This window comes from Pedobacter sp. Bi126, assembly GCF_918698245.1.
GTDB lineage: Bacteria > Bacteroidota > Bacteroidia > Sphingobacteriales > Sphingobacteriaceae > Pedobacter.
This window is the reverse complement of record NZ_CAKKMS010000003.1, coordinates 236,484-257,631: the sequence shown is the minus strand read 5'-3', so window position 1 is coordinate 257,631 and position 21,148 is coordinate 236,484. Positions and strand designations below refer to the sequence as shown.

Below are 21,148 nucleotides of genomic sequence, written 5' to 3'. Positions count from 1 at the left end.
GCATCACTATCAAGGTTTAAATGAAATTTTTTTACGCGCTCTCTCTGTTTGCCTGCTTATTCTTTTGTAGCTATGGGCAAGAAATCCCCCGGAGCACCCAATATATTTTTAACAATATCCTGTTGAATCCTGCATTATCGGGAATAGATAATTATACAGATTTAAAAATAGGTTTACGCAAACAGTGGAGCGGTTTAGAAGGTGCACCAAGTACACAATACCTTTCTTTAAGTACCGCTATTGGCGAAGATTTTGTTCGGAGCAATGTAAATTCATTTGCCGGGAATGGAGACAATCCAATGAGCAGAAGTTTTGTAAACAGCTACACCGCGGCGGAGCCTCACCATGGAATTGGCCTGGTGGCTATGACGGATAAAGCAGGTTTGGTTCGGCAGACCAATGTGAATTTAACCTACGCCTATCATTTGGGCCTTACAAACGAAGTAAATTTATCAGTTGGTTTATCAGGCGGATTTAAATCGATCAGTGTTGATGTGCGCGGAATTATAGCCGATGAATCGGGCGACCCTTTATTCTCTGCCGATTATAACAACAAAATTAGACCCGATATTGGCGCAGGTATTTGGCTGTATAGTCCAAGATTTTTTGCTGGTGTTTCAGCAAAACAGCTGGTTGGAAATAAAAGCAGTATAGTAAATAATCAAGTTAAAACGAGCCCATACCAGTCTGCTACTTTTTACGGAACGGCGGGTTATAAAATATTTATCGATGAGGATATTGCAATGATCCCCTCTGGTTTGATTTCATATTGGGCCAACGCTCCAGCTACTTTCGATGCCAATTTGAAGTTTGCCTATAAGGATAAATTTTGGGTTGGAGCCAGTTTCAGGAACAACGATTCTTTTTCGCTTCTGGCGGGATTTAATATTGCATCGCTGGTAAACCTGAGTTATTCTTATGATGTAAATACTTCAGGATTACGTTCGGTAAATAATGGTACCCACGAAATTGTACTGGGTATTTTATTGAATAACCGTTACCAGGTAGTTTGTCCAAGTAGGCAATTTTAACGTAAAAGTGTTATGCTGCCACCTAGTGGTTTACATTCAGCCCGCAAATCGATCACATAATAATAAACCCCTGCTGGTAATTCTTTATCCCTAAAACGGCCATCAAAAGGTTTGGTATAATTGCCGATCGATTCGTAAACCAACTGACCGCCACGGGTGTAGATTTTAATATTAGTACCCTTAAAATCTGGTAAACCCCTCACTTGCCAAACATCGTTCATGCCATCTCCGTTGGGGGTCATGGTGTTGGTAACCTCCAGGTTATCGTGTGTTACTTCTACATGTACCTTGGTAAACTCGCTTGTACAAGAACCCAGTTTTCTCCTCACAAAATAATCGGCCGTTTTGGCTACCCTAAATTTGAATATTCCGTTGGTGTTTTCTAAAAATGGCTTTGTATCATCAATTTTTTCGAAGAGTTGGTAGGTGCCTTCTTCCGGTGCAATTACAGGTAAAACAATATCTGATACATAACAAACGCGTAGATCGTTGATGATTGGAGCTATAATTTTAAAAGGTTCGTCGATAATAGTGAAAGGCTCGCTAATGGCGTAACCGCAAGCTGTTTTGTCGTAAACTTCTAAACGATAGGTACCTGCACCAATCTTAGTTAGGTCTTGCGTAAATTGAACAGCTTCGCCAGCTTCGTTTATCCACTTAAAAGTATAGCCTGGTACACCACCAATTACCTCAACCCCCGTAACGGAACCTCTCTGTAAACTACATCCATCTTTAACTGGGGTCCCGGTTTTAGGCACAATGGTCAGCAACGGCGTAACATCTATTGTATACGGGCCAATAACAAAAGGAGCACAGTTGTTAATGTCATAAGCGTACATAGTATAAGTGCTGCCCGGTAAATTTTTAAGCGAAATGGAATTGATTGTTTTCGTACTCGAAATGATGTTACCTGCCTGATCTTTCCATTCATATCGGTATGGAAGCGCTGAGCTAAAATCTAAGTCGATACTTCCATTGATCAGCCCGCATGTGGTTGGCGATTCGCGATGCGAAAAGGTATAAACAGGAGGGGCAACAGCTGTTACCACAAAATCTCTTGGCACTCTCGGGCAGGTAGACCTGCTGTTACTGGCCCATAATCTGTAAGAACCAGGTTTTAGGTTTTCGATCAATAAAGATGTTCCAGGAGAATAAGCACCTTTTTTAATGGTGATTAAATCTGGCCCAATCCATTCGTAACCATCAGCATCGGTCAATGTAATTCCACCCAAAGCGCCATTGTCGCTATTACAGGTTACATTTTTTTTGATTGAAGCATCGCTAATCTGGATGGTATTATCGGTAATGATGAAATAAGAAGCAGAAACAGGAGGGAGGTTACAGTCACCTTCATCGGTTACCACGAGTTTATAATTTCCTCCTTCAACATTTACTAAATCCAATGTCGAAGAAATTGAATTCCCTAAATCTCCGGTAATTGGATCTGGTTTGTACCAATTGTAAGTAACGGTTCCTGTAAAATCAGTAATTTTTAAACCGGTAACTGCACCATTTTGGCTGCCACAGGTAGCATGTTTTGGTGGGATGGTGCTAGTAATAATTATTCTTGGTTTCCTTTTAACCGTAATCGGATCAGAATCTAGTGAGCAGCTTGGTACTGACTCATCCGATACTTTTACGAAGTAAGTACCTTCAGGTAAATTTGCCGGGTTTGTTCTGCTTACAACAGCATTTGTTGCGGTATTTATCCACTCATATTTTAATACACCTTTTCCTCTTAAAACCTCCGCGGTAAATGTAAAAGTGGTTTGTCCACAGATGGGAGAAATGGGTTGGATAGTAGGTTTGGTTAACTTCTGATCTTTGATGATAAACACTGATGGGAATGCCTTACAGCCGTCATCAACAGTTACTTCATAGGTGCCTACATCTAAATTGGAGATGCTTTGTGTATTGCCTTTAGGTACGCGGCTCCCATCTGTTTCTATCTTTACCCAACTAAAAGTAAAACCTTCACGGGGTTCTGGGATGGTGATAGATCCATTGGCATTACAGGTTACAGGCTCTACTATCGCCTCATTTGGTAATAATTCAGCAGTAGAGAAAGGGGAGGTGGTGGCATTTAATAAGCTGGCTGTTGCAGTAACCATTCCGCTCAAGGTTCCGTTATATTCCCAACGGCCATCGCTACCAGCTTGTACTGTTGCGATATAGGTTTTACCTTCACAGATACCTTGGCAATTTATAGTATAAAATAGTTCTACTTCTGAATTGGGTGTAGCCCTGCCCGAAACATAATCATTTCTTTTTTTCAGCACCTGAATGTAGGGTTGAAGGATTGATAGGGTTTTTCCGATGCCGAATGTCTTGTTGCAAAAGAAACTGTTCCTGGTGATTTTTACGGGCTTTGAAGATACCGTTTCGACACCGAAATTGTTGTTGGCAATTAAGTTTGCTTCGGCAGGTGTTGCGCCGCCAATGGTTCCTCCTGCACCCAACTCTATTTTTACGCCAATTCCATTGCTCATCACTACAGCTCCGGCAGCATCGGTACCAATGGCATTACCGGTTAAAATAAAATCAGAGTTGGTGATCGAAACCCCAGTAGTTCTATTTCCGCCGATAATATTATTGCGCACATAAAGTGCCGTATTTACCGCATTGACCTTTAAACCTGCAATTTCTAAAGCGGAGGAAGAAAGAAATATCGGTAATTCATGAAAATCTTTTTTACCTGTATAATCGACCCCGATTTTATTATTGATCACGTTAACATCAAACCTTGCATTGGTGGAGTACGATGACCGGGTGATATCTACATTAATCCGGTTTGCGGCAATTACGTTTCCTTCACCAGGATTATCACCACCAACGTCTAGCGCGCTATCGTATAAATTGGCTGAAATACCAAAAACATTGGTGTTTGGCGTTATTCCATTATATATCACTCCGATTAAGTTCGATTGGATCTTAATTTTAGTGGCGGTGATGGTGGTAAAATAATAGCTGTTCTGTACAATAATGCCGTTAATGTTCCCTCCAATAACATTTCCTTTATTTGGAGCACCGATGGTAATATTATTTGCACGATAATCGATTACAATTCCCGAGCCCTGAGCCATATTTACATTTTGTAAGTTATTGATCGTAGCAAAATTACGGATGTATAAACCATAAACCTCAACGCCAGTAGTTTGGATCTGCGTGGTTGATGACTGGCCGATAACCAATCCCGAAAACGTAGTGTTTGGATACTCAGGCTCCAAAATTACTTTCGCGCCCGAAACACCAAGTGCTGGCCACGAAGCCTGCGAGGTGCCATCGATTACTACATTTGAAGAAACCACAGGTAATGCCGAACGTAACCTAATGGTACGGTTGGCATTGTCGCTAGGCGTGCCCGGTAAATTGAAGTTAATAGTAAAAGTAGTTACCCTATTGGCTACAGCCGCTTGTGTTAATCCTTCCCTTAGTGTTCCAGGGCCGCTATCGGCATTACTGGTTACTACATAAGTTTGAGCATATATATTATTGCAGAAAAATAAGCCGATAAATAGGGCTAGCAGTTTTGAGAAGCGCATAAAATTGTTTGGTGCAGCCAAAATACAAATAAACTATTTAGTGGCTAGCGTTTTAGTGAAACAAACGTACATTATTTTTCTGAAAATAATTGAGCGCTTCACTAAGCATATGCTCGTTTTTATTATCGCGATTGACCAAATTGTAATGCTATTTGTGGATTGGCCTAAACAAAAAAGGCATCCTGTAAATCAGAATGCCTTAAAAATTTGTTAATTATTGTTTATTTCCAGCCACCGCCTAATGCGCGGTATAGGTTTACCACCGATTGTAGTTTTTGTAATCGATCGTTAATGCCACTTAATTGTGCTGCTAACAAACTTTGTTCTGAAGTTAAAACGTCAGTATAGTTTGTTGCCGAACTGTAGCGCAATAATTCTTTGGTAAAATCTACTGCTTTGGTTAATGAAGCAATTTGTTTTGCCCTAGTTGCTTCTTTTTCCGAAGCCGTTTGGTAAGCGTACAAAGCATTCGATACTTCTTGTCCGCCGGTTAGCAGCGTTTGTTGAAAGTTGTAAAAAGCAATCTGTTGATTCGCTTCGGCTGTTTTTAAACGTGCTTTGTTCGCGCCTTTAGCAAAAATTGGCTGAGTTAAACCACCGACCAAATTATAGAAGATAGATTTGCTGAAGAAATCCTGTAATTGTAAGCTTGATAAGCCACCTGTTGCTGTAATGGTTAAAGCAGGATAAAAATAAGCTTTAGCTACGTTTGTGTTTTCGAAAGCCGATCTGAAACCAAATTCAGCAGCTATTACATCCGGACGGTTTTTTAACAATTGTGCAGAAACGCCGGTTTGTAAATTAGCATAAGGGGTCTGCTGATCTAAGGTAGTGCGGTTAATCGCATTTGGTGCTTTAGCCACTAAAACACTTAATGCATTTTCAGCCTCTTTAATGCTTCTTTTCAAATCGGGCAAGGTTACCTGAGCTGCGTATAAATTGGCTTCACTCTGTACAACAGCCGCGCCATTAACTACGGCACCTTGTTTTAAGGCTTTCATGGTTTCAACATCCTGTGTTCTAACCTTAATCGTCTGCTCGGTAATGGCCAATTGTTTATCAAGGGCCAATAAAGCGTAATAATTATTAGCAATGGTAGCAATTAACTGTGTTTGAACAGCGCGTTTTGCTGCATCACTTTGTAATAAAGTAGCGTAAGCACCACGCTTTGCACTGCTTAATTTCCCCCAAATATCAGCTTCCCAGCTGGTACTCAACTGTGCTTTATAAGTTTGGGTTTCCAGGTTAATGTTAATCCCTGCCGGAAAATTCTGCGCTGCTGCAGAAGCTTTATTGTCGGTTACATTTACATCAGCCTGTAAGCTTGGCAATAATGCTCCACGACTTTGTATGAGTGTTGCTTCGGCAATTTTAATGCGCTCGATGGCCTGTTTCAGGTCTAAATTTTCATTTATCCCCTGTTGGATCAGTGATTGTAAAGTGGTGTCTGAAAACAACGTTTTCCACTGCACATCGGCAATGGTTGTTGTATCGGTATTATTGTTATCACGGTATAAACCTTCGCTCTTAAGTTGTGGGCGCTCGTATTTTTTAGTTACACAAGCGCTTAGGCTGAGGATGGCTACACCGATTAAAATGGAATGCTTATATCTAAATTTCATGGTTTTAAAATTAATGTGGACGGTTAACCGCTAGCTCGTACTCTTCTTCTGTTTGTTCGCGATCAATGCCTTCCTCAAAAGGAGAACTGCTACTGATTTTTTCCTGTAAGGTTTGGAAAACAATGAACAAGGCCGGGATTACAAACACGCCGAATATAGTACCGATTAACATACCGCCTACAGCTCCGGTACCAATTGAAGTATTACCTGCTGCACCAACACCTGATGATAACATTAAAGGCAATAAACCCAGGATAAAGGCAAAAGAGGTCATCAAGATCGGGCGTAAACGGGCAGTTGCACCGTCAATAGCCGAATTAATAATACTCATTCCCTTTCGTCGCCTGTCTACCGCGTACTCTACAATTAAAATGGCATTCTTTGCCAGTAGCCCCACAAGCATGATCAAGGTAATCTGCGTATAGATGTTATTATCTACACCAAATATCTTATCAAAGATGAATACTCCGGCTAAACCAATTGGCAGCGAAAACAATACCGCTAATGGTAAGATATAACTTTCGTACTGTGCCGAAAGCAGGAAATATACGAAGACTACGCAAAGCAGAAAGATAAAAATCGTCTGGCTTCCACTGCTTACCTCTTCACGTGATAAACCAGAGAACTCATATCCATAGCCTGCTGGAAGGTGAATTGCAGCTTCTTCCTGAATCGCTTTAATGGCATCACCAGAACTAAATCCTGCATTCGGGTTACCCGTAACTGCAATTGAGGTATACAAATTGAAACGTGAAATAGCCTGTGGTCCGTAAACTTTTTCTAAAGTGATAAACTCAGAAATAGGAGCCATTGTACCGCTCGAATTACGTACATAAATACTGGTTAAACTTTGCTGATTTGCACGGTATTTGGCATCTGCCTGGTACATTACCCTGTACTGTTTACCAAATTTATTAAAGTTTGATGCATAAACACCACCATAATAACCTTGCAAAACACCCAACACATCACTAACCGTTAGGCCAGCTTGTTTCACTTTTGCCACATTTACATCGATCTGATATTGTGGGAAATTCGGGTTGAACGAGGTTGATGCATATTGGATTTCAGGGCGTTTACTCAATGCGGCTAAAAATGCATTACCCACTTCGTTGAATTTTTTGATGTCGCCACCGGTTTTATCCTGTAACTGGAACTCGAAACCACCACCGGTACCAAAACCCTGAATGGTTGGCGGAGCAAAGAAAATTACCTTCGCACCTTTAATGCTGGATGCTTTTGCAAATAATTCACCAATAATGGCTTTAACATCACGCTTACGTTTATCCCATGGTTTAAGCCTGGCGATAACCATACCATAAGAACTACCCGATCCGCTGATCAAACTTCGGCCAACAACCCTAAATGTAGCCTCTACTTCTGGAACCTTACTTACAATATCATTGATTTTTACAATAATTTTATCGGTTTCTTCCTGTGACGTAGAAGGTGGTAATGAAATATCAGAGAAAACCGTTCCTAAATCTTCGTTTGGCACGAAACCTTTAGGCGTTGTATTCATAATCCACACTAACACCACTGCGAAAACAGCAATTCCTAAACCTGCAAGCCACCTTTTTTTGCCTAAGAAGCCAACAGAGCGTTTATACTTTTGCGTTACGGCATCAAATGAAGTATTGAAAGCAGTATAAAAACGTTGCAAGAAATTTTTGCTTTTTTCGTGATCTTCTGCGTGCGGTTTTAAGAACATCGCACATAGTGCCGGACTTAATGTTAAGGCATTGATCGCCGATAAAATAATCGCAATAGCCAGTGTTAAACCGAATTGTTTATAAAATACACCCGACGAACCCTGGATAAAACTTACCGGGATAAATACCGCCGCCATTACCAGTGTAATCGAAATAATCGCACCACTAATATCATCCATCGCATCTTTCGTTGCCTTTTTAGGGTCTTTGTAACCCGCATCCAGCTTGGCATGTACGGCCTCAACCACCACAATGGCATCATCCACCACAATACCGATGGCCAGTACCAATGCAAATAAGGTTAACAGGTTGATGGTAAAACCGAACAGACTCAGGAAGAAAAAGGTACCGATAATAGCCACCGGAACACTAATTGCAGGTATTAAGGTTGAACGGAAATCCTGTAGGAAAATAAATACCACTAAGAACACCAAAATGAATGCTTCAATCAAGGTGTGGATTACCTTTTCGATTGAGGCATCCAAGAAGTTATTTACGTTAACTACGGTTTCGTAATGAACACCTTTAGGGAAAGAAGTTGCGGCTTTATCTAAAGTTTTGATCGAGTTTTCGATTACTTCTTTCGCATTCGAACCCGCTGTTTGACTAATGGCGATACCTAAAGCAGGTTTGCCGTTAAACTTCACATAACTGGCATAACTTTGCGCACCAAGTTCTATCCTGGCCACATCTTTTAGGCGAAGAATCTGTCCGTTTGCATCCGCCTTAATAATGATGTTGCTAAACTCAGTTTCCGTTTTTAAACGGCCACTATATTTTAAGGTGTATTGAAAAGCCTGATTTCCCTGCTCACCAAACTGACCTGGTGCAGCTTCGATGTTTTGCTCAGCCAAGGCTACACTTACATCATTTGGTACCAGACCATAAACGGCCATTACTTCTGGCTTAAGCCAGATACGCATGGTGTAATCTAAAGTACCAAACGCACTTGCATCACCCACACCGCTAATCCTTTTAATTTCAGGGATGATGTTGATGTTGGCATAATTCTGCAAAAACTTCTGATCGTATGATGGATCATCGCTGTAAATGGCAAAAATAAGTAAGTTACTCGCCTGTCTCTTTGCTGTAATTACACCCGATCTGGTTACCTCTGCAGGTAATAAACTGGTTGCCCTGGCTACACGGTTCTGCACGTTAACCGCTGCTAAATCGGCATTTGTACCCAATTTAAAGTTAACGGTAATGGTTGCAGTACCATCATTACTGGCACTAGAAGTCATGTAGGTCATGTCTTCCACACCATTTATCTGCTCTTCCAGCGGAACAACAACACTACTCATTACCACATCGGCATTTGCCCCTTGGTACGAAGCCGATACCTGAACGGTTGGCGGTGCAATTTCGGGGTATTGAGAGATGGGTAAAGTTACAAGGCCTAATACACCTAATATTACAATTATAATGGATATGACTGTTGATAAAACGGGCCTATCTATAAATTTCTTAAACATAATTAATATGGATTACACTGATGTAGTGTGATTGCACTGACTATATTGTTATTTTTTTATTTCAGCATAAACTGAATCGGTGTTTTTTACCTCAGGTTTAATTTTAGTCCCGTCTTTTAACGATTGAAAGCCTTCTAAAATAACTTTATCGCCAGCTTTAAGTCCTTTGGTAACCACATAGAAATTACCTTTGGCCAATTCCATCACTTCAATTTGGGTATTGACCACCTTAGCCGAATCGCCTAAAATATAGACGAATTTCTTGCCCTGTAAATCGATAGTTGATTTTTGAGGAACTAAAATTGCATTTTCAACATGCTGTGGAATTCTAACCGATGCACTAGCACCATTTTTTAATAAGAAAACCGGATTAGGGAAGGTTGCCCTTAAACTTGCCGAGCCGGTGCTGGTATTAATCTGCCCGTTGATCGATTCGATTTTGCCATTCTGTGCATAAACTGTTCCGTCAGCAAGAACCAAGCTCACCGGAGGAATGTTTTTCATTTGCTGTGCAAGCGTATTGCCTTTGTAGGTATTAGAAAAATCTAAAAGCTGTTTCTCATTTAATGAGAAATAGGCGTAAACCTTAGAGGTATTAGAAACAGTAGTTAACGGTTGCGTACTGCTGCTGCTCACTAAACTTCCATTTCTGAAAGGGATACTACCAACTACGCCATCAACAGGGCTGGTAATCGAAGTATAACCTAAATTAACCTGTGCATTTACCAATTCTGCTTTTGCTTGTGCCAATGCAGCTTTTCTGCTTTGGAGCGTAAGCTGCGCTGCATCCAAGTCATATTTGCTAATGATATCTTTTTCTACCAGGGGTTTGGTTTTGTTTACTGTTAGCTGGGCAGCATTTACATCAGCTTCGGCGCTGCTAATTGCAGCTCGTGCTGTCCTAACCTGTTGCTCGTACTGTGGTGCATTAATGGTGAAAAGCAATTGACCTTTCTTAACTACAGCACCCTCATCAACCAATATTTTTTCAATGAAACCATCAACTTTCGGACGGATATCGATGTTTTGAATACCTTCAATTGTTGCTGGATAATCAGAATCTAATGTTGTATTTTGTGTGGTTACTGTAAAAACAGGGTAAGCTTGTGGACCAGCTGCGGCTGCAGCGGCAGCTTTTTTAGCTGCATCGTTATTTCCGCAGGACGCTAGAAGCATACCAATGCTTACGCTAAAAAAGAGAGTTGTTACTTTTCTCATGGGTATTTCTGTGTGTTTAAATTTAAATTTCCGGAATTAAGGGCGTTGTCAAAAAATATATGACTTCGATTTTCGCCAATAAATGCCCAAAAATAGAGCCTAAAAAAAAATAAATCTGTCCGAATTCTGTCATTTAATCAATCGATTGATTTATTTTGCGATTGAAAACCTGTCGGATTTCCTTTAAAGTACTGTTAAAGATTGTGTTGTCGTATTTTTTGGCATAAAAAACAGTGTGTAAATATCTTGCGACAGATGTTAAAAGCTGTTAAATCTAAAGGAAATATACGATTTTTTTTGAATAAATGTTGCCTATTTTAGGCAATAAAATACATGGATAGTGTCTGTTTTACACGAAGTGTTCAGTTAGCGCTAAACCTATGAGGTTTGAAAAGAAGATTATTCCATTCCTGACAATAGTCCTCGTTTGTAACGAGGATGAATGAAAACCGCATTTGTAATGCGGAGAAATATTTATCTGTAATTGGATTATAAATCTCCCATAAGCTCTTATGAAAAGTGAGATTTAAAGAAGGCGATGAAATCGCTAATCTCATACGTCCTCGTTATAAACGAGGACGATAAATGGTCTTAAAGTAAAATAAGTTTCTATGAAAACTACTCCACTTCTCCCTCAAAAACCAGTTTGGCCGGGCCGCATAAAAATACATTGGTAAATTCCTTACCATCGTAATCGAATTCTATTTTAATATCACCACCCAAAACTTTAATGGCTGTTTTAATATGACCGGTTTGGTCTTTGTGTTTCGCCATGGCCATGGCAACCGCGGTTACTCCAGTACCACAGGCATAAGTTTCATCTTCAACACCGCGCTCGTAGGTACGCACAAATAAATGATCACCTTTATCTTCTACAAAGTTTACATTTATGCCCTTTTCTGCATAAGTTCCATTGTAACGGACGTTTTTCCCTTCAGTAAAAACATCAAAGTCTTTTAAACCGCTTTGTAAAGCAACATAATGAGGCGAGCCAGTGTTCAGTACATAAGCCTCACCATCTTTGGTAATGGTATCTACATCAATCATTTGTAAATCAACCCATTCGCCATTTTCTGAAATTCTGGCATAATGTGGGCCGTCTACTGCCAAAAAGTTTGTTTCGCGATCGATGATTCCGAGTTGTTTGGCAAAGGCAACAATACATCTGCCACCATTTCCGCACATGCTGCCCAGCTTACCGTCAGCGTTAAAATAATGCATCTCAAAATCATAATCCTCATGTTTGGTAATAAACATTAATCCATCGGCACCAATGCCAAATCTTCTATGGCATAGTTGTTCAACTAATTGATTATCAATATTTTTTAACGGACTCATCGTGTGGTCTATTAAAATAAAATCGTTGCCTGCGCCCTGGTATTTAAAGAAATTAATTTTCATGAAAGCTTCATTTTTTAATGCAATATTTGAGTTGCAAAAGGTAATTAGTGGTTTGTGCTTTTTAATTTAACATTTTTTAACACAAAACTAAGTGCTCTGAGGGTGCAAATATCGTTTATATGGTATTAATTTTGAGTAAACTTACAAAAGAAAATTTGAGCAGATAAAAACTGCTGGAGCATTCTGCTTAAATCAAAGTGAAAGTGCTCTTGCAAGTAATACATTTAACAATGAATATTATAAGCTAACCAAACAATTAGCTAGCAAATCAGCTTGTAATAATTCATGGCTTTAAAATAATATATAAATATAAACACATATTAACACATGAAACCATTAAAAGCAATACTAAGCTTTTAATAGCTTCATGACCATTAAAAAACAATATACAAACACATGAAAAAAATATTAGGAATTACCGTGTTGGCTGCTTTTATAGGTGGGGCAGCAGCAATTGGGGGTTACAAACTATTTGAGCGTAACCAAACTGGCAGTACTATTACTGAAAAACAGAACTTGTACTTCGCAAACAATCCGCTTAAAGTATCATCAGCGGGAACAACAGATTTTACGCAGGCGGCAGCAGCTGTTGCACCTGGTGTAGTTCACATTAAAACTACATATGCGGCACAAAGCGGCGGTGGTAGAAGCTCTTCTCCATTTGATATGATGGAAGATTTCTTCGGTGGCGGTGGCCGTCAGATGCAACGTCAGCCTAGAGCGGCATCGGGTTCTGGCGTAATTATTAGTCAGGACGGTTATATCGTAACCAATAACCACGTGGTAGAAAATGCAGAGAAGGTAGAGGTGGTTTTAACAGACAGACGTAAAGTTGAGGCAAAAGTAATTGGTCGCGATCCGAATACCGATTTGGCTTTGATTAAAGTAAATGCAACTGGTTTACCTGTTGTAAAAATGGGTAACTCAGATAATGTACAGGTTGGAGAATGGGTTTTAGCAGTTGGTTTCCCGCTAGATTTAAATACTACGGTAACAGCTGGTATTGTAAGTGCGAAAAACCGTAGTATTGGTATTATTGGTCGCGAGCAACAAGGCAACGAAATTACTGAAGAGGAGTATCGCGAATACCAACGTACGGGTAAAAGGCCAGATCGTCCGGCAAATACCAGTATCGAATCATTTATCCAAACCGATGCAGCCATTAACCCAGGCAACAGCGGTGGTGCGCTTGTAAACGCAAATGGCGAATTGGTAGGTATTAACTCAGCAATTGCATCGCAAAGCGGATACAATCAAGGTTATGGATTTGCAATTCCAGTTAATCTTGCCCGTAAAATTGTTGATGATTTTATGAAATACGGCTCGGTTAAACGTGGTTATATCGGCGTTAACTTTGTACCGCTAAGTGGTGAAGATAAACCTGAAGGTATTAAAACCAACGAAATAAGCGGTTTATATGTGAATGATGTAGTTGCCGGTGGCGGTGCTGCAGCAGCAGGCATTAAATCAGGTGATGTAATCAAAAAAGTTGATGGCGTAGTAATCAACGATTCTCCTGATCTTCAGGAAAGAGTTGGCCGTTTAAATCCGGGCGATAAGGTTAAATTAACTGTATTACGCGATGGTGCACTTAAAGATTACACTGTAACCTTAAAAGGAGAAGCTAGTGTAGGTCTTACAGCCAAAAATGCAACAAGCAAAGGCGCTGAGGTTTCGAAATTAGGTGCAACTTTTGCTCCTGCTACTCAAGCACAGAAATCGAAATATGGCATTAATAGTGGTGTTGTTGTAACCTCTGTAACCACAGGAAAAGCATTTGATAATATTGGTGTAGAAAAGGGTTTAATCATTACCAAAGTGAATGGGCAACCTGTAAATTCTGTAGCCGATGTACAAAAAGCATTGCCTTTAGGCAGGAACAACATGGTGAGTATTTCTGGTGTTGGCGAGCAAGGTTCTTATAACTATAGCTTCCCAGCGCAGTAATTGATCTGATAAAAAATAGTTTTAAAAGCGTCCCGATTTAAATCGGGACGCTTTTTTTTAATCCTGATGGATTGGTTCGTGATTGGCATGGCAGGCATCTGCACATTCCTCGCAGGCAACAGCGCATTGTCTGCAATGTTCATGATCGTGTTTGCTACATTCGGCTGCACAAAGCCTGCATATTTCTTCACAGAGTAGTAAATATTGATGCCCGACAATTGAATCTCTTTGCAATAACCGGGCTGCCTGGATGCAAATATCTGCGCAATCCCGATCTAGTTTAATGCAGTCAATCATCATGTTGATGTCTTCTTCTTTTAAGCAGGACGATGCACAATGTTCGCAAGCTAGCGCGCAATCTAGTAAAGCCTGGATTAAACCATGGTTGTTTCTCGTTTCCATATCGTAAAAGTTTTGGTTATACCTATTTTGTATATTAATAACCTGCTGGAAATTAAACTGTTTTAAAAAAATGAAATTGGCGATCGGTCGCATCTTGCCGCTAATTAATAGTTTGAGCTATAAACTACTAGATTGTATTTTTAGCCAAGAAGGCCGTGTGATTAAGTTAAAGTTAGGCGCCGTGGTTGTCAGTCTGTCCAAAGGACTCCTGTGGAGAGTGTAGTCGAAGACCGTTATCTTCACATTTAAAAACCCAATTTAATTTTCATGTTTGGAGCGCAAGGCTTGGTACATAGCAATAAATGCGTTCCCGTTTACGCTTATACGCTTTGCTGCCTCGTACCTCGTTGCTGCAGGGTGTCGCTTCAACCGGGGCGAGCTGGCCACACAGCATTTCATTTTTTGGGTTGCAGGGTATAAAAACCCTTATTCTTAAACCCGACAATAGCGACAGCTCCCGATTTAAGCACTATTTTTTGCTTTTTTATGGTGTGCTTGCTTGTTTGACAGGTTTCATCGGGACTAAACGAATGGCGGGACTGCAAACCGCCAAGAACTACTACAGCTACGTTTTCTAATAATAAGGCTATGCTTCGACTACGCTCAAGTTGCCCCTTCAGAAAATCTCTAAATGTTAAAATACCTTAAATATCGGGATGTTCAGCCAAATCCCTGTACTCAAACCAATATTCATCCGTTTTTCATAATCAAGATTTAGTTTCGCTATTTACCGATTGATAATCAGCGTTTACCGATACGCTATAAATTAATTTTTTTTATTGTCCCATATTTGAATCAGCAACAAAAACCGAATATTATGGCTTTAGCTAGCATTAACCTCAGCGTAAAACAATATTTCAATTTCATGTGCAGAACAGATTTTGAAAGACGGATATTTCACGATACTTACAAAGAATTTCAAAAAAGATCAAAAATATACCGCTTAGATGAGCAGGCACATACCTTTTCTCAGATGCAGCAAGCCAGCGAAAAGGCAAACGCATTACACCAAAAACTTCAGTACGCCGTAATGAACAGCATTGCTGCCTTAGCAAATAAAATGCCTGTTTTAAACGATTTAGAAGATCATCCGATCCTTTTCGATTGGGCCGAATTACATATTTACACTTCAGATCTGTTAAATAAAGCAGCGCATGTGGTATCGATCACCTATACCAGCCCGAAATTAATTTTACACGAAATCATTGGCGATCTGTTAATCTTAAGTTATAATGGTAAAGAAAACGAAACATTAGTGGTGAAAATTACCGAAAATCTGATGGTAAATTATGAGCAGCACGAAAACCTGGTTTATAGTTAACTTAACATGATTTCTTTCCAAATAGCCCGTATTGATTACGACGGAAATTATATGTTGGATTGGTATTTGCTTTTTTTAGGTAGAAAAGTAGAGGTAACGGACTGTTTTGAACGTGCTTTATTGATAAAATTGGACGGTACATCGAGCAATGAAAGAATAAATCGGGTCGCTAAATCGGGCTTAAATGGCAAATTATCAATATATTTAGCATTATTTACATAATAAAAAAATAAAAAATTGATTTATAGGGATTTAACTCTATCTTTGAAACAAATTAAAATACAATACAATGCAACAAGGAACAGTAAAATTTTTTAATGAAACTAAAGGTTTCGGATTTATCACTCCATCTAATGGCGATGCCGAAATTTTTGTTCATGCTTCAGGCTTAATCGATAACATTCGCGAGAATGATACCGTAAACTACGATGTAGAAGAAGGTAGAAAAGGCCTAAACGCGGTAAATGTTAAAGTAGCTTAAGAAAACTCAAACACATAAATCGTAAAAAGTCCCGATGCAAATCGGGACTTTTTTTGTGGAACCAACTTTTGAATTGTCGATCCTCACCTTTATCTGCCTGCCAAATTTTTGCTGATTTCACTGTCAACAAAATCTAAAGAAAGATCATTGTTGGTTAATACAGTGCCGTTTTTATCCACTAAAAAGAAGTAGGTAACGTTGTAATTGCTTAAGTTTTTTGCATTTGGCGATTCGGAACCTTTAAAATCGGCATATTGTGGCCAGATTAACTTATCTTGTTTTATCGTTTTAAGCCACGAATCGCGCTTCTTATCAAATGATACGCTTATAAATTCAACATCCTTATTCTTGTATTTTTCGTAAAGTGAAGTCAGTGTTTGGTTGTCTCTGCGGCTCTTGCCACTATATGATGCCCAAAAGGTTACCAGATTTATCTTTTTTAATACTTTTAAATCGAATTTATTTCCTTCGATATTTTCTCCTTCAATATTTGGCATTTTACTTCCTGCCATCATTTGGTTGGCCTGTGTAATTTCAGCTAAAAGACTTTTCCCCTTTTTACTTTCCTGAACTTTTTTATCTAAGCCATTAAAGATTGACAGGTAGTGCTTCGCTTCTGATTCTACCGTTCCTAAGCGTTCTAATAAAAAAAGTGTGTGCGTTGAGCTGGGATACTTTTTGGCAAAAGCCCTGATAATTTCCAGTTTAAGCTGAAGCTGTTTCGCTCTCCACCGATCTGCTTTTTGAGCTTTCTCCATAATGTTGCTCTGGTTAGCCTGATCCAGCTCTTGTTCTGCAATGTTCAAACTATCGAGTATGTTTTTACTCATATTGCCCGTTAGTTTGTAGAAATCGATAAATTCTTCACCCTCTGTGTCCGGAACGCTCTTTAATGGATAAATGCTAGGATTTTTTCCATCAAGAACGCCTTTGAAGCTGCCTTTATCAAGATAGAAGTAGTATTCTCCAGTGCGACTGCCATCCTCAGTTCTTAGAGTGGCATAGCCTTTTATTGGGATATTGATTTTAAAAGTCTGATCGCTATTGGTAATGTTTTCAACTTTCAGTGTCTCGCCCTTTTCAGCGCTTTGAATGGTAATGACGGCATTTGGGCCAAAGTTTTTGGTTTCGAAATTAAATGTAGCAGGAGCTGGATCGCAAGAAGCGAAGAGGCCCGCTAATAAAGTAAGTAAATAGAGCTGTTTTTTCATATTAACAATTTGCTATTGCAATATAACGAAAAACTTAGTTGTTTTTTTGCCAAGTTGAAATTATAAACGTTTTATCAAAAATGAGGTATAAGTCTACTTACATTTACTTTTGAGCGCAACATCATAGTCAGCTGGAATTGGCTTACCACCAAGTTTTTTGCACTCATTAAAATATCTTTTTGCGTTAGCGCAATCATCGATAAGAAAGTAAAGGGCAGATATTTTAAACAGTGTATTTTGATTCTCCGAATCGATAAGGTAAGATTGTTTATATAAAGAAAGTGCAGTATCGAGATCTTTTTTGTTTCTGCCATTGCTATATTTTGTAGCGAAAACAGTGGCTTTATCCGTTAATATATTTGAACTTTTAGGGTTAAGTTTTAAACCTTCGTCATACTGCTTCAGCGTATTCTCATAATCGTTAAAAAAAGCATATATAGCCCCAAATGCCCAATTCACATTTTCGTTAGTTGGATCTATTAGCCAGGCCTGGTTAAACCTAAACATTGCTGTTTTTAAATCGCCTTTATAATAAAAATCAAATCCTCTTTTTATTAAATAATCTGATGCTTTGCGCCGATCGGGTTCATTTGTTAAAGTTGTTGTTTTGAAGTTCTCATCTGATTCTAGTTGAGCGGGTGTTTTTTTTGCCCCTCCGTATTTGGGCAATAACCTGATTTCCTCTTTGGCTGCAGCTTTCCATTCTTGATAAGTGATTTGTTGTGCCATTATCGGGAGAGAAAAACAGCTAAATATAATAATGAGGATTCTTTTCATAGCTTAATTAAATTGATGTTAAGATAGAATTAATTTGAGTCAATTCTTACCGCATTTTAAAATATTCGCCTCATTAATTTTTAGAATTGATGTTTTTACTGCACTTTGAAAATCCCATGTTAGTAGCATTCTACGTATAAAAAGGTAGATGTTCTTTAACTTTCTTCCGAATATGCTTTAGAATGTTTCTAAATAAATGTTTTATCGTTGTTTTGTCATATTCGTTTATAAATTAAACTCATAATTAGATACTTTTGCAAGAAATTTAGATATAAATCCTAATCAAATGAGTGGTTTCGGAAATGCATTTTCTTCTTCAATAGGGAAGAAATTCATCATGGGTATTACAGGTTTGTTCCTGATACTTTTTTTAATTGTACACTGCGGTATTAATGCTTTAATATTTATTAACGACGGTGGTTTAACATTTAACGTAGGCGCACATTTTATGGCCACCAACTGGATTATCCGGGCTGGCGAGATTGTGTTGTTTATTGGTTTGCTTGCGCACATTTTTCAGGCGTTGCGTTTAACGTTGGAAAATCAAAAAGCACGCCCGGTTAAATATGCCGTAAACGATGGTAAGGCAAACAGTAAATGGTACAGCCGTTCTATGGGCTTGCTGGGTACGCTTTTGCTGATCTTTCTGGTCGTTCACCTGAAAGATTTCTGGGTAGTTTCCCGTTTTACAGGAATCCCAACGGTTGATGCCAGCGGACATGAAGATCTTTATGCGGTAATGAAAGAGAAATTTCAGGATCCGGTAAGGGTTGTTGTATATATTCTTGCTATGTTTTCTTTATGCTACCACTTATTGCATGGTTTTGCTTCCGCATTCCAAACATTAGGATGGAACCACTCAAAATATAACGGTATAATTAAAGGAGCTGGCGTTTGGTATTCGGTTATTATTTCGATCCTTTTCGCAGCCATGCCGATTGCAGTTTATTTCGGTCTTATTCAATAATTTTTAGCACAAAAGATATGTCAGATATTAATTCAAATATTCCAGAAGGCGAATTAACCAGCAAATGGACAAAATATAAGTCTTCTGTGCCTTTGGTTAACCCATCGAACAAAAGAACTATTGAAGTAATCATAGTAGGTTCAGGTTTAGCGGGTGCTTCGGCAGCGGCTACTTTGGCCGAAATGGGTTACAAAGTAAAATGTTTCTGCTTCCAGGATTCACCACGTAGAGCACACTCAATTGCTGCTCAGGGTGGTATCAATGCAGCAAAAAACTATCAGAATGATGGTGATAGCGTTTATCGCCTTTTTTACGATACAATTAAAGGTGGCGATTATCGTGCCCGCGAAGCCAATGTGCATCGTTTGGCCGAAGTGAGTGCCAACATTATAGATCAGTGTGTGGCTCAGGGTGTGCCTTTAGCACGTGAGTACGGTGGTTTGTTAGATAACCGCTCGTTCGGTGGTACACAGGTACAACGTACTTTTTATGCAGCTGGTCAAACTGGTCAACAGTTATTATTAGGTGCATATTCTGCTTTAGAACGCCAGATTGGTATGGGTAAAGTAGAAATGTATACCCGCCACGAAATGCTTGAAGTTGTTAAAATCGATGGCAAAGCACGTGGTATTATTGCACGTAACTTAATTACAGGAGAAATCGAGCGCCATTTCGGTCATGCAGTGGTATTGGGAACAGGTGGTTACGGTAACGTATTCTATCTTTCTACCAACGCGATGGGAAGTAATGTTACTGCAGCATGGAAAGCACACAAACAAGGTGCTTATTTTGCAAACCCATGTTACACACAGATCCACCCAACTTGTATCCCGGTTTCTGGCGATCACCAGTCTAAATTAACCCTAATGTCTGAGTCGTTGCGTAACGATGGACGTATCTGGGTTCCTAAAAAGAAAGATGATAACCGTAAAGCTTCAGAAATTCCTGAAGATGAAAGAGATTATTATTTAGAGCGCCGTTACCCTGCTTTCGGTAACTTAGTTCCTCGTGATGTGGCCTCCCGTGCTGCAAAAGAGCGTTGCGATGCAGGTTATGGAGTAGGTGCTTCTAAGTTAGCAGTATACTTAGATTTTAAAGCCAATACAGAACGTTACGGAAAAATCGAAGCTGCCAAAGCGGGTAACCACAATCCTGATAAAGAAACCTGTATGCGCTTAGGTACTGCAGTAATTAAGGAAAAATATGGTAATCTATTCGATATGTATGCGCAGATTACCGGCGAAAATCCTTACGAAACACCAATGCGTATTTATCCTGCGGTTCACTATACCATGGGTGGTTTATGGGTTGATTATAACTTAATGACATCGGTACCTGGTTTATACTGTACAGGCGAGGCTAACTTCTCAGATCACGGAGCCAACCGTTTAGGTGCATCTGCTTTGATGCAAGGTTTAGCTGATGGTTATTTCGTTCTTCCTTACACCATTGGTGCTTACTTATCAAAAGAGATTTCGGTAAAAGCAATTCCTACTGATCACCCTGCCTTTGTAGAGGCTGAAGAAAGAGCAGTTGGTATTTTAAATACACTGATCAATATTAAAGGAACTAAGTCGGTAGATCATTTCCACAAACGTTTAGGTCACATCATGTGGGAGAAATGTGGTATGGCCCGTAACGCAAAAGGTTTAAATGAAGCAATTCAGGAAATCAGAGCCTTACGTGCTGAATTCTGGAGCGATGTTCGTGTACCTGGAACAGCTGATGAGTTAAACACCGAATTGGAAAAAGCTGGTCGCGTTGCCGATTTTATCGAGCTGGGCGAGTTGATGTGTATTGATGCATTAAACCGTAACGAAAGTTGTGGTGGTCACTTCCGTGAAGAGTATCAGACAGAAGAAGGTGAAGCACTACGTGATGATGAGAATTATGCTTACGTAGCCGCGTGGGAATTTAAAGAAGGTGTAAACTTCGAACTTCACAAAGAAGAGCTGAAGTTTGAAAATATTAAAGTAGCACAAAGAAGTTATAAATAGTAGCAAGACGTAAGTATCAAGTATCAAGACTTGAATTAATCTTG

Annotated in this window: 15 protein-coding genes; 7 read left to right on the top strand and 8 right to left on the bottom strand. The window is 39.4% G+C overall.

What is annotated here, in order from left to right; genetic code table 11:
- Positions 1 to 20 precede the first annotated feature (20 nt).
- Positions 21 to 1,031 (top strand): type IX secretion system membrane protein PorP/SprF, encoded by a 1,011-nt coding sequence (locus tag LQ201_RS11245; RefSeq protein WP_230142399.1) that lies wholly within the window; start codon positions 21 to 23, stop codon positions 1,029 to 1,031.
- Here the strand turns inward: LQ201_RS11245 and LQ201_RS11240 are convergent.
- From LQ201_RS11240 to dapF, 5 genes are all read right to left on the bottom strand, one after another.
- Positions 1,028 to 4,573, bottom strand: a complete 3,546-nt coding sequence (locus tag LQ201_RS11240) for a gliding motility-associated C-terminal domain-containing protein (protein ID WP_230146639.1) — start codon at positions 4,571 to 4,573, stop codon at positions 1,028 to 1,030. The two genes, LQ201_RS11245 and LQ201_RS11240, sit on opposite strands and share 4 nt — an antisense overlap.
- Before the next feature lie 221 nt (positions 4,574 to 4,794).
- Positions 4,795 to 6,195, bottom strand: coding sequence for an efflux transporter outer membrane subunit (locus LQ201_RS11235; RefSeq protein ID WP_230142395.1), 1,401 nt, complete (start codon positions 6,193 to 6,195; stop codon positions 4,795 to 4,797).
- A gap of 10 nt (positions 6,196 to 6,205) precedes the next feature.
- Entirely contained in the window at positions 6,206 to 9,382 is a 3,177-nt protein-coding gene (locus LQ201_RS11230; RefSeq protein ID WP_230142393.1) for an efflux RND transporter permease subunit, read from the bottom strand.
- A 48-nt stretch (positions 9,383 to 9,430) separates the two neighbouring features.
- A complete protein-coding gene (locus LQ201_RS11225; protein WP_230142390.1) occupies positions 9,431 to 10,600 on the bottom strand; it encodes an efflux RND transporter periplasmic adaptor subunit in 1,170 nt (389 codons plus the stop codon).
- A gap of 618 nt (positions 10,601 to 11,218) precedes the next feature.
- A complete protein-coding gene (gene dapF, locus LQ201_RS11220) occupies positions 11,219 to 12,001 on the bottom strand; it encodes a diaminopimelate epimerase (RefSeq protein WP_230142388.1) in 783 nt (260 codons plus the stop codon).
- 396 nt (positions 12,002 to 12,397) lie between these two features.
- Here dapF and LQ201_RS11215 point away from each other — a divergent pair, with 396 nt between their 5' ends.
- A complete protein-coding gene (locus LQ201_RS11215) occupies positions 12,398 to 13,948 on the top strand; it encodes a trypsin-like peptidase domain-containing protein (RefSeq protein WP_230142385.1) in 1,551 nt (516 codons plus the stop codon).
- A gap of 57 nt (positions 13,949 to 14,005) precedes the next feature.
- Here the strand turns inward: LQ201_RS11215 and LQ201_RS11210 are convergent, their stop codons facing one another.
- The gene (locus tag LQ201_RS11210; RefSeq protein WP_230142383.1) at positions 14,006 to 14,350 is read right to left on the bottom strand and encodes a four-helix bundle copper-binding protein; all 345 of its coding nucleotides are present in this window, start codon (positions 14,348 to 14,350) and stop codon (positions 14,006 to 14,008) included.
- Between the two features lie 817 nt (positions 14,351 to 15,167).
- Between LQ201_RS11210 and LQ201_RS11205 the strand changes: the two genes are divergently transcribed.
- From LQ201_RS11205 to LQ201_RS11195, 3 genes are all read left to right on the top strand, one after another.
- The gene (locus LQ201_RS11205) at positions 15,168 to 15,671 is read left to right on the top strand and encodes a hypothetical protein (protein WP_230142380.1); all 504 of its coding nucleotides are present in this window, start codon (positions 15,168 to 15,170) and stop codon (positions 15,669 to 15,671) included.
- A gap of 6 nt (positions 15,672 to 15,677) precedes the next feature.
- Positions 15,678 to 15,893, top strand: a complete 216-nt coding sequence (locus LQ201_RS11200) for a hypothetical protein (protein WP_230142378.1) — start codon at positions 15,678 to 15,680, stop codon at positions 15,891 to 15,893.
- A 67-nt stretch (positions 15,894 to 15,960) separates the two neighbouring features.
- Positions 15,961 to 16,152: a cold-shock protein gene (locus LQ201_RS11195; RefSeq protein WP_010599638.1), complete on the top strand. Its 192-nt coding sequence runs from the start codon at positions 15,961 to 15,963 to the stop codon at positions 16,150 to 16,152.
- Positions 16,153 to 16,241: 89 nt separating this feature from the next.
- On the opposite strand, the gene LQ201_RS11190 is transcribed toward LQ201_RS11195, so the two are convergent.
- Together LQ201_RS11190 and LQ201_RS11185 are read right to left on the bottom strand one after the other, a co-directional pair.
- A complete protein-coding gene (locus tag LQ201_RS11190; protein ID WP_230142375.1) occupies positions 16,242 to 17,363 on the bottom strand; it encodes a thioredoxin family protein in 1,122 nt (373 codons plus the stop codon).
- A 93-nt stretch (positions 17,364 to 17,456) separates the two neighbouring features.
- Positions 17,457 to 18,092: a M48 family metallopeptidase gene (locus LQ201_RS11185; RefSeq protein ID WP_230146638.1), complete on the bottom strand. Its 636-nt coding sequence runs from the start codon at positions 18,090 to 18,092 to the stop codon at positions 17,457 to 17,459.
- A gap of 334 nt (positions 18,093 to 18,426) precedes the next feature.
- On the opposite strand from LQ201_RS11185, the gene LQ201_RS11180 reads away from it, so the two are divergent.
- Positions 18,427 to 19,107, top strand: coding sequence for a succinate dehydrogenase cytochrome b subunit (locus LQ201_RS11180; protein WP_230142371.1), 681 nt, complete (start codon positions 18,427 to 18,429; stop codon positions 19,105 to 19,107).
- 17 nt (positions 19,108 to 19,124) lie between these two features.
- Positions 19,125 to 21,104: a fumarate reductase/succinate dehydrogenase flavoprotein subunit gene (locus tag LQ201_RS11175; RefSeq protein WP_230142369.1), complete on the top strand. Its 1,980-nt coding sequence runs from the start codon at positions 19,125 to 19,127 to the stop codon at positions 21,102 to 21,104.
- Positions 21,105 to 21,148 lie beyond the last annotated feature (44 nt).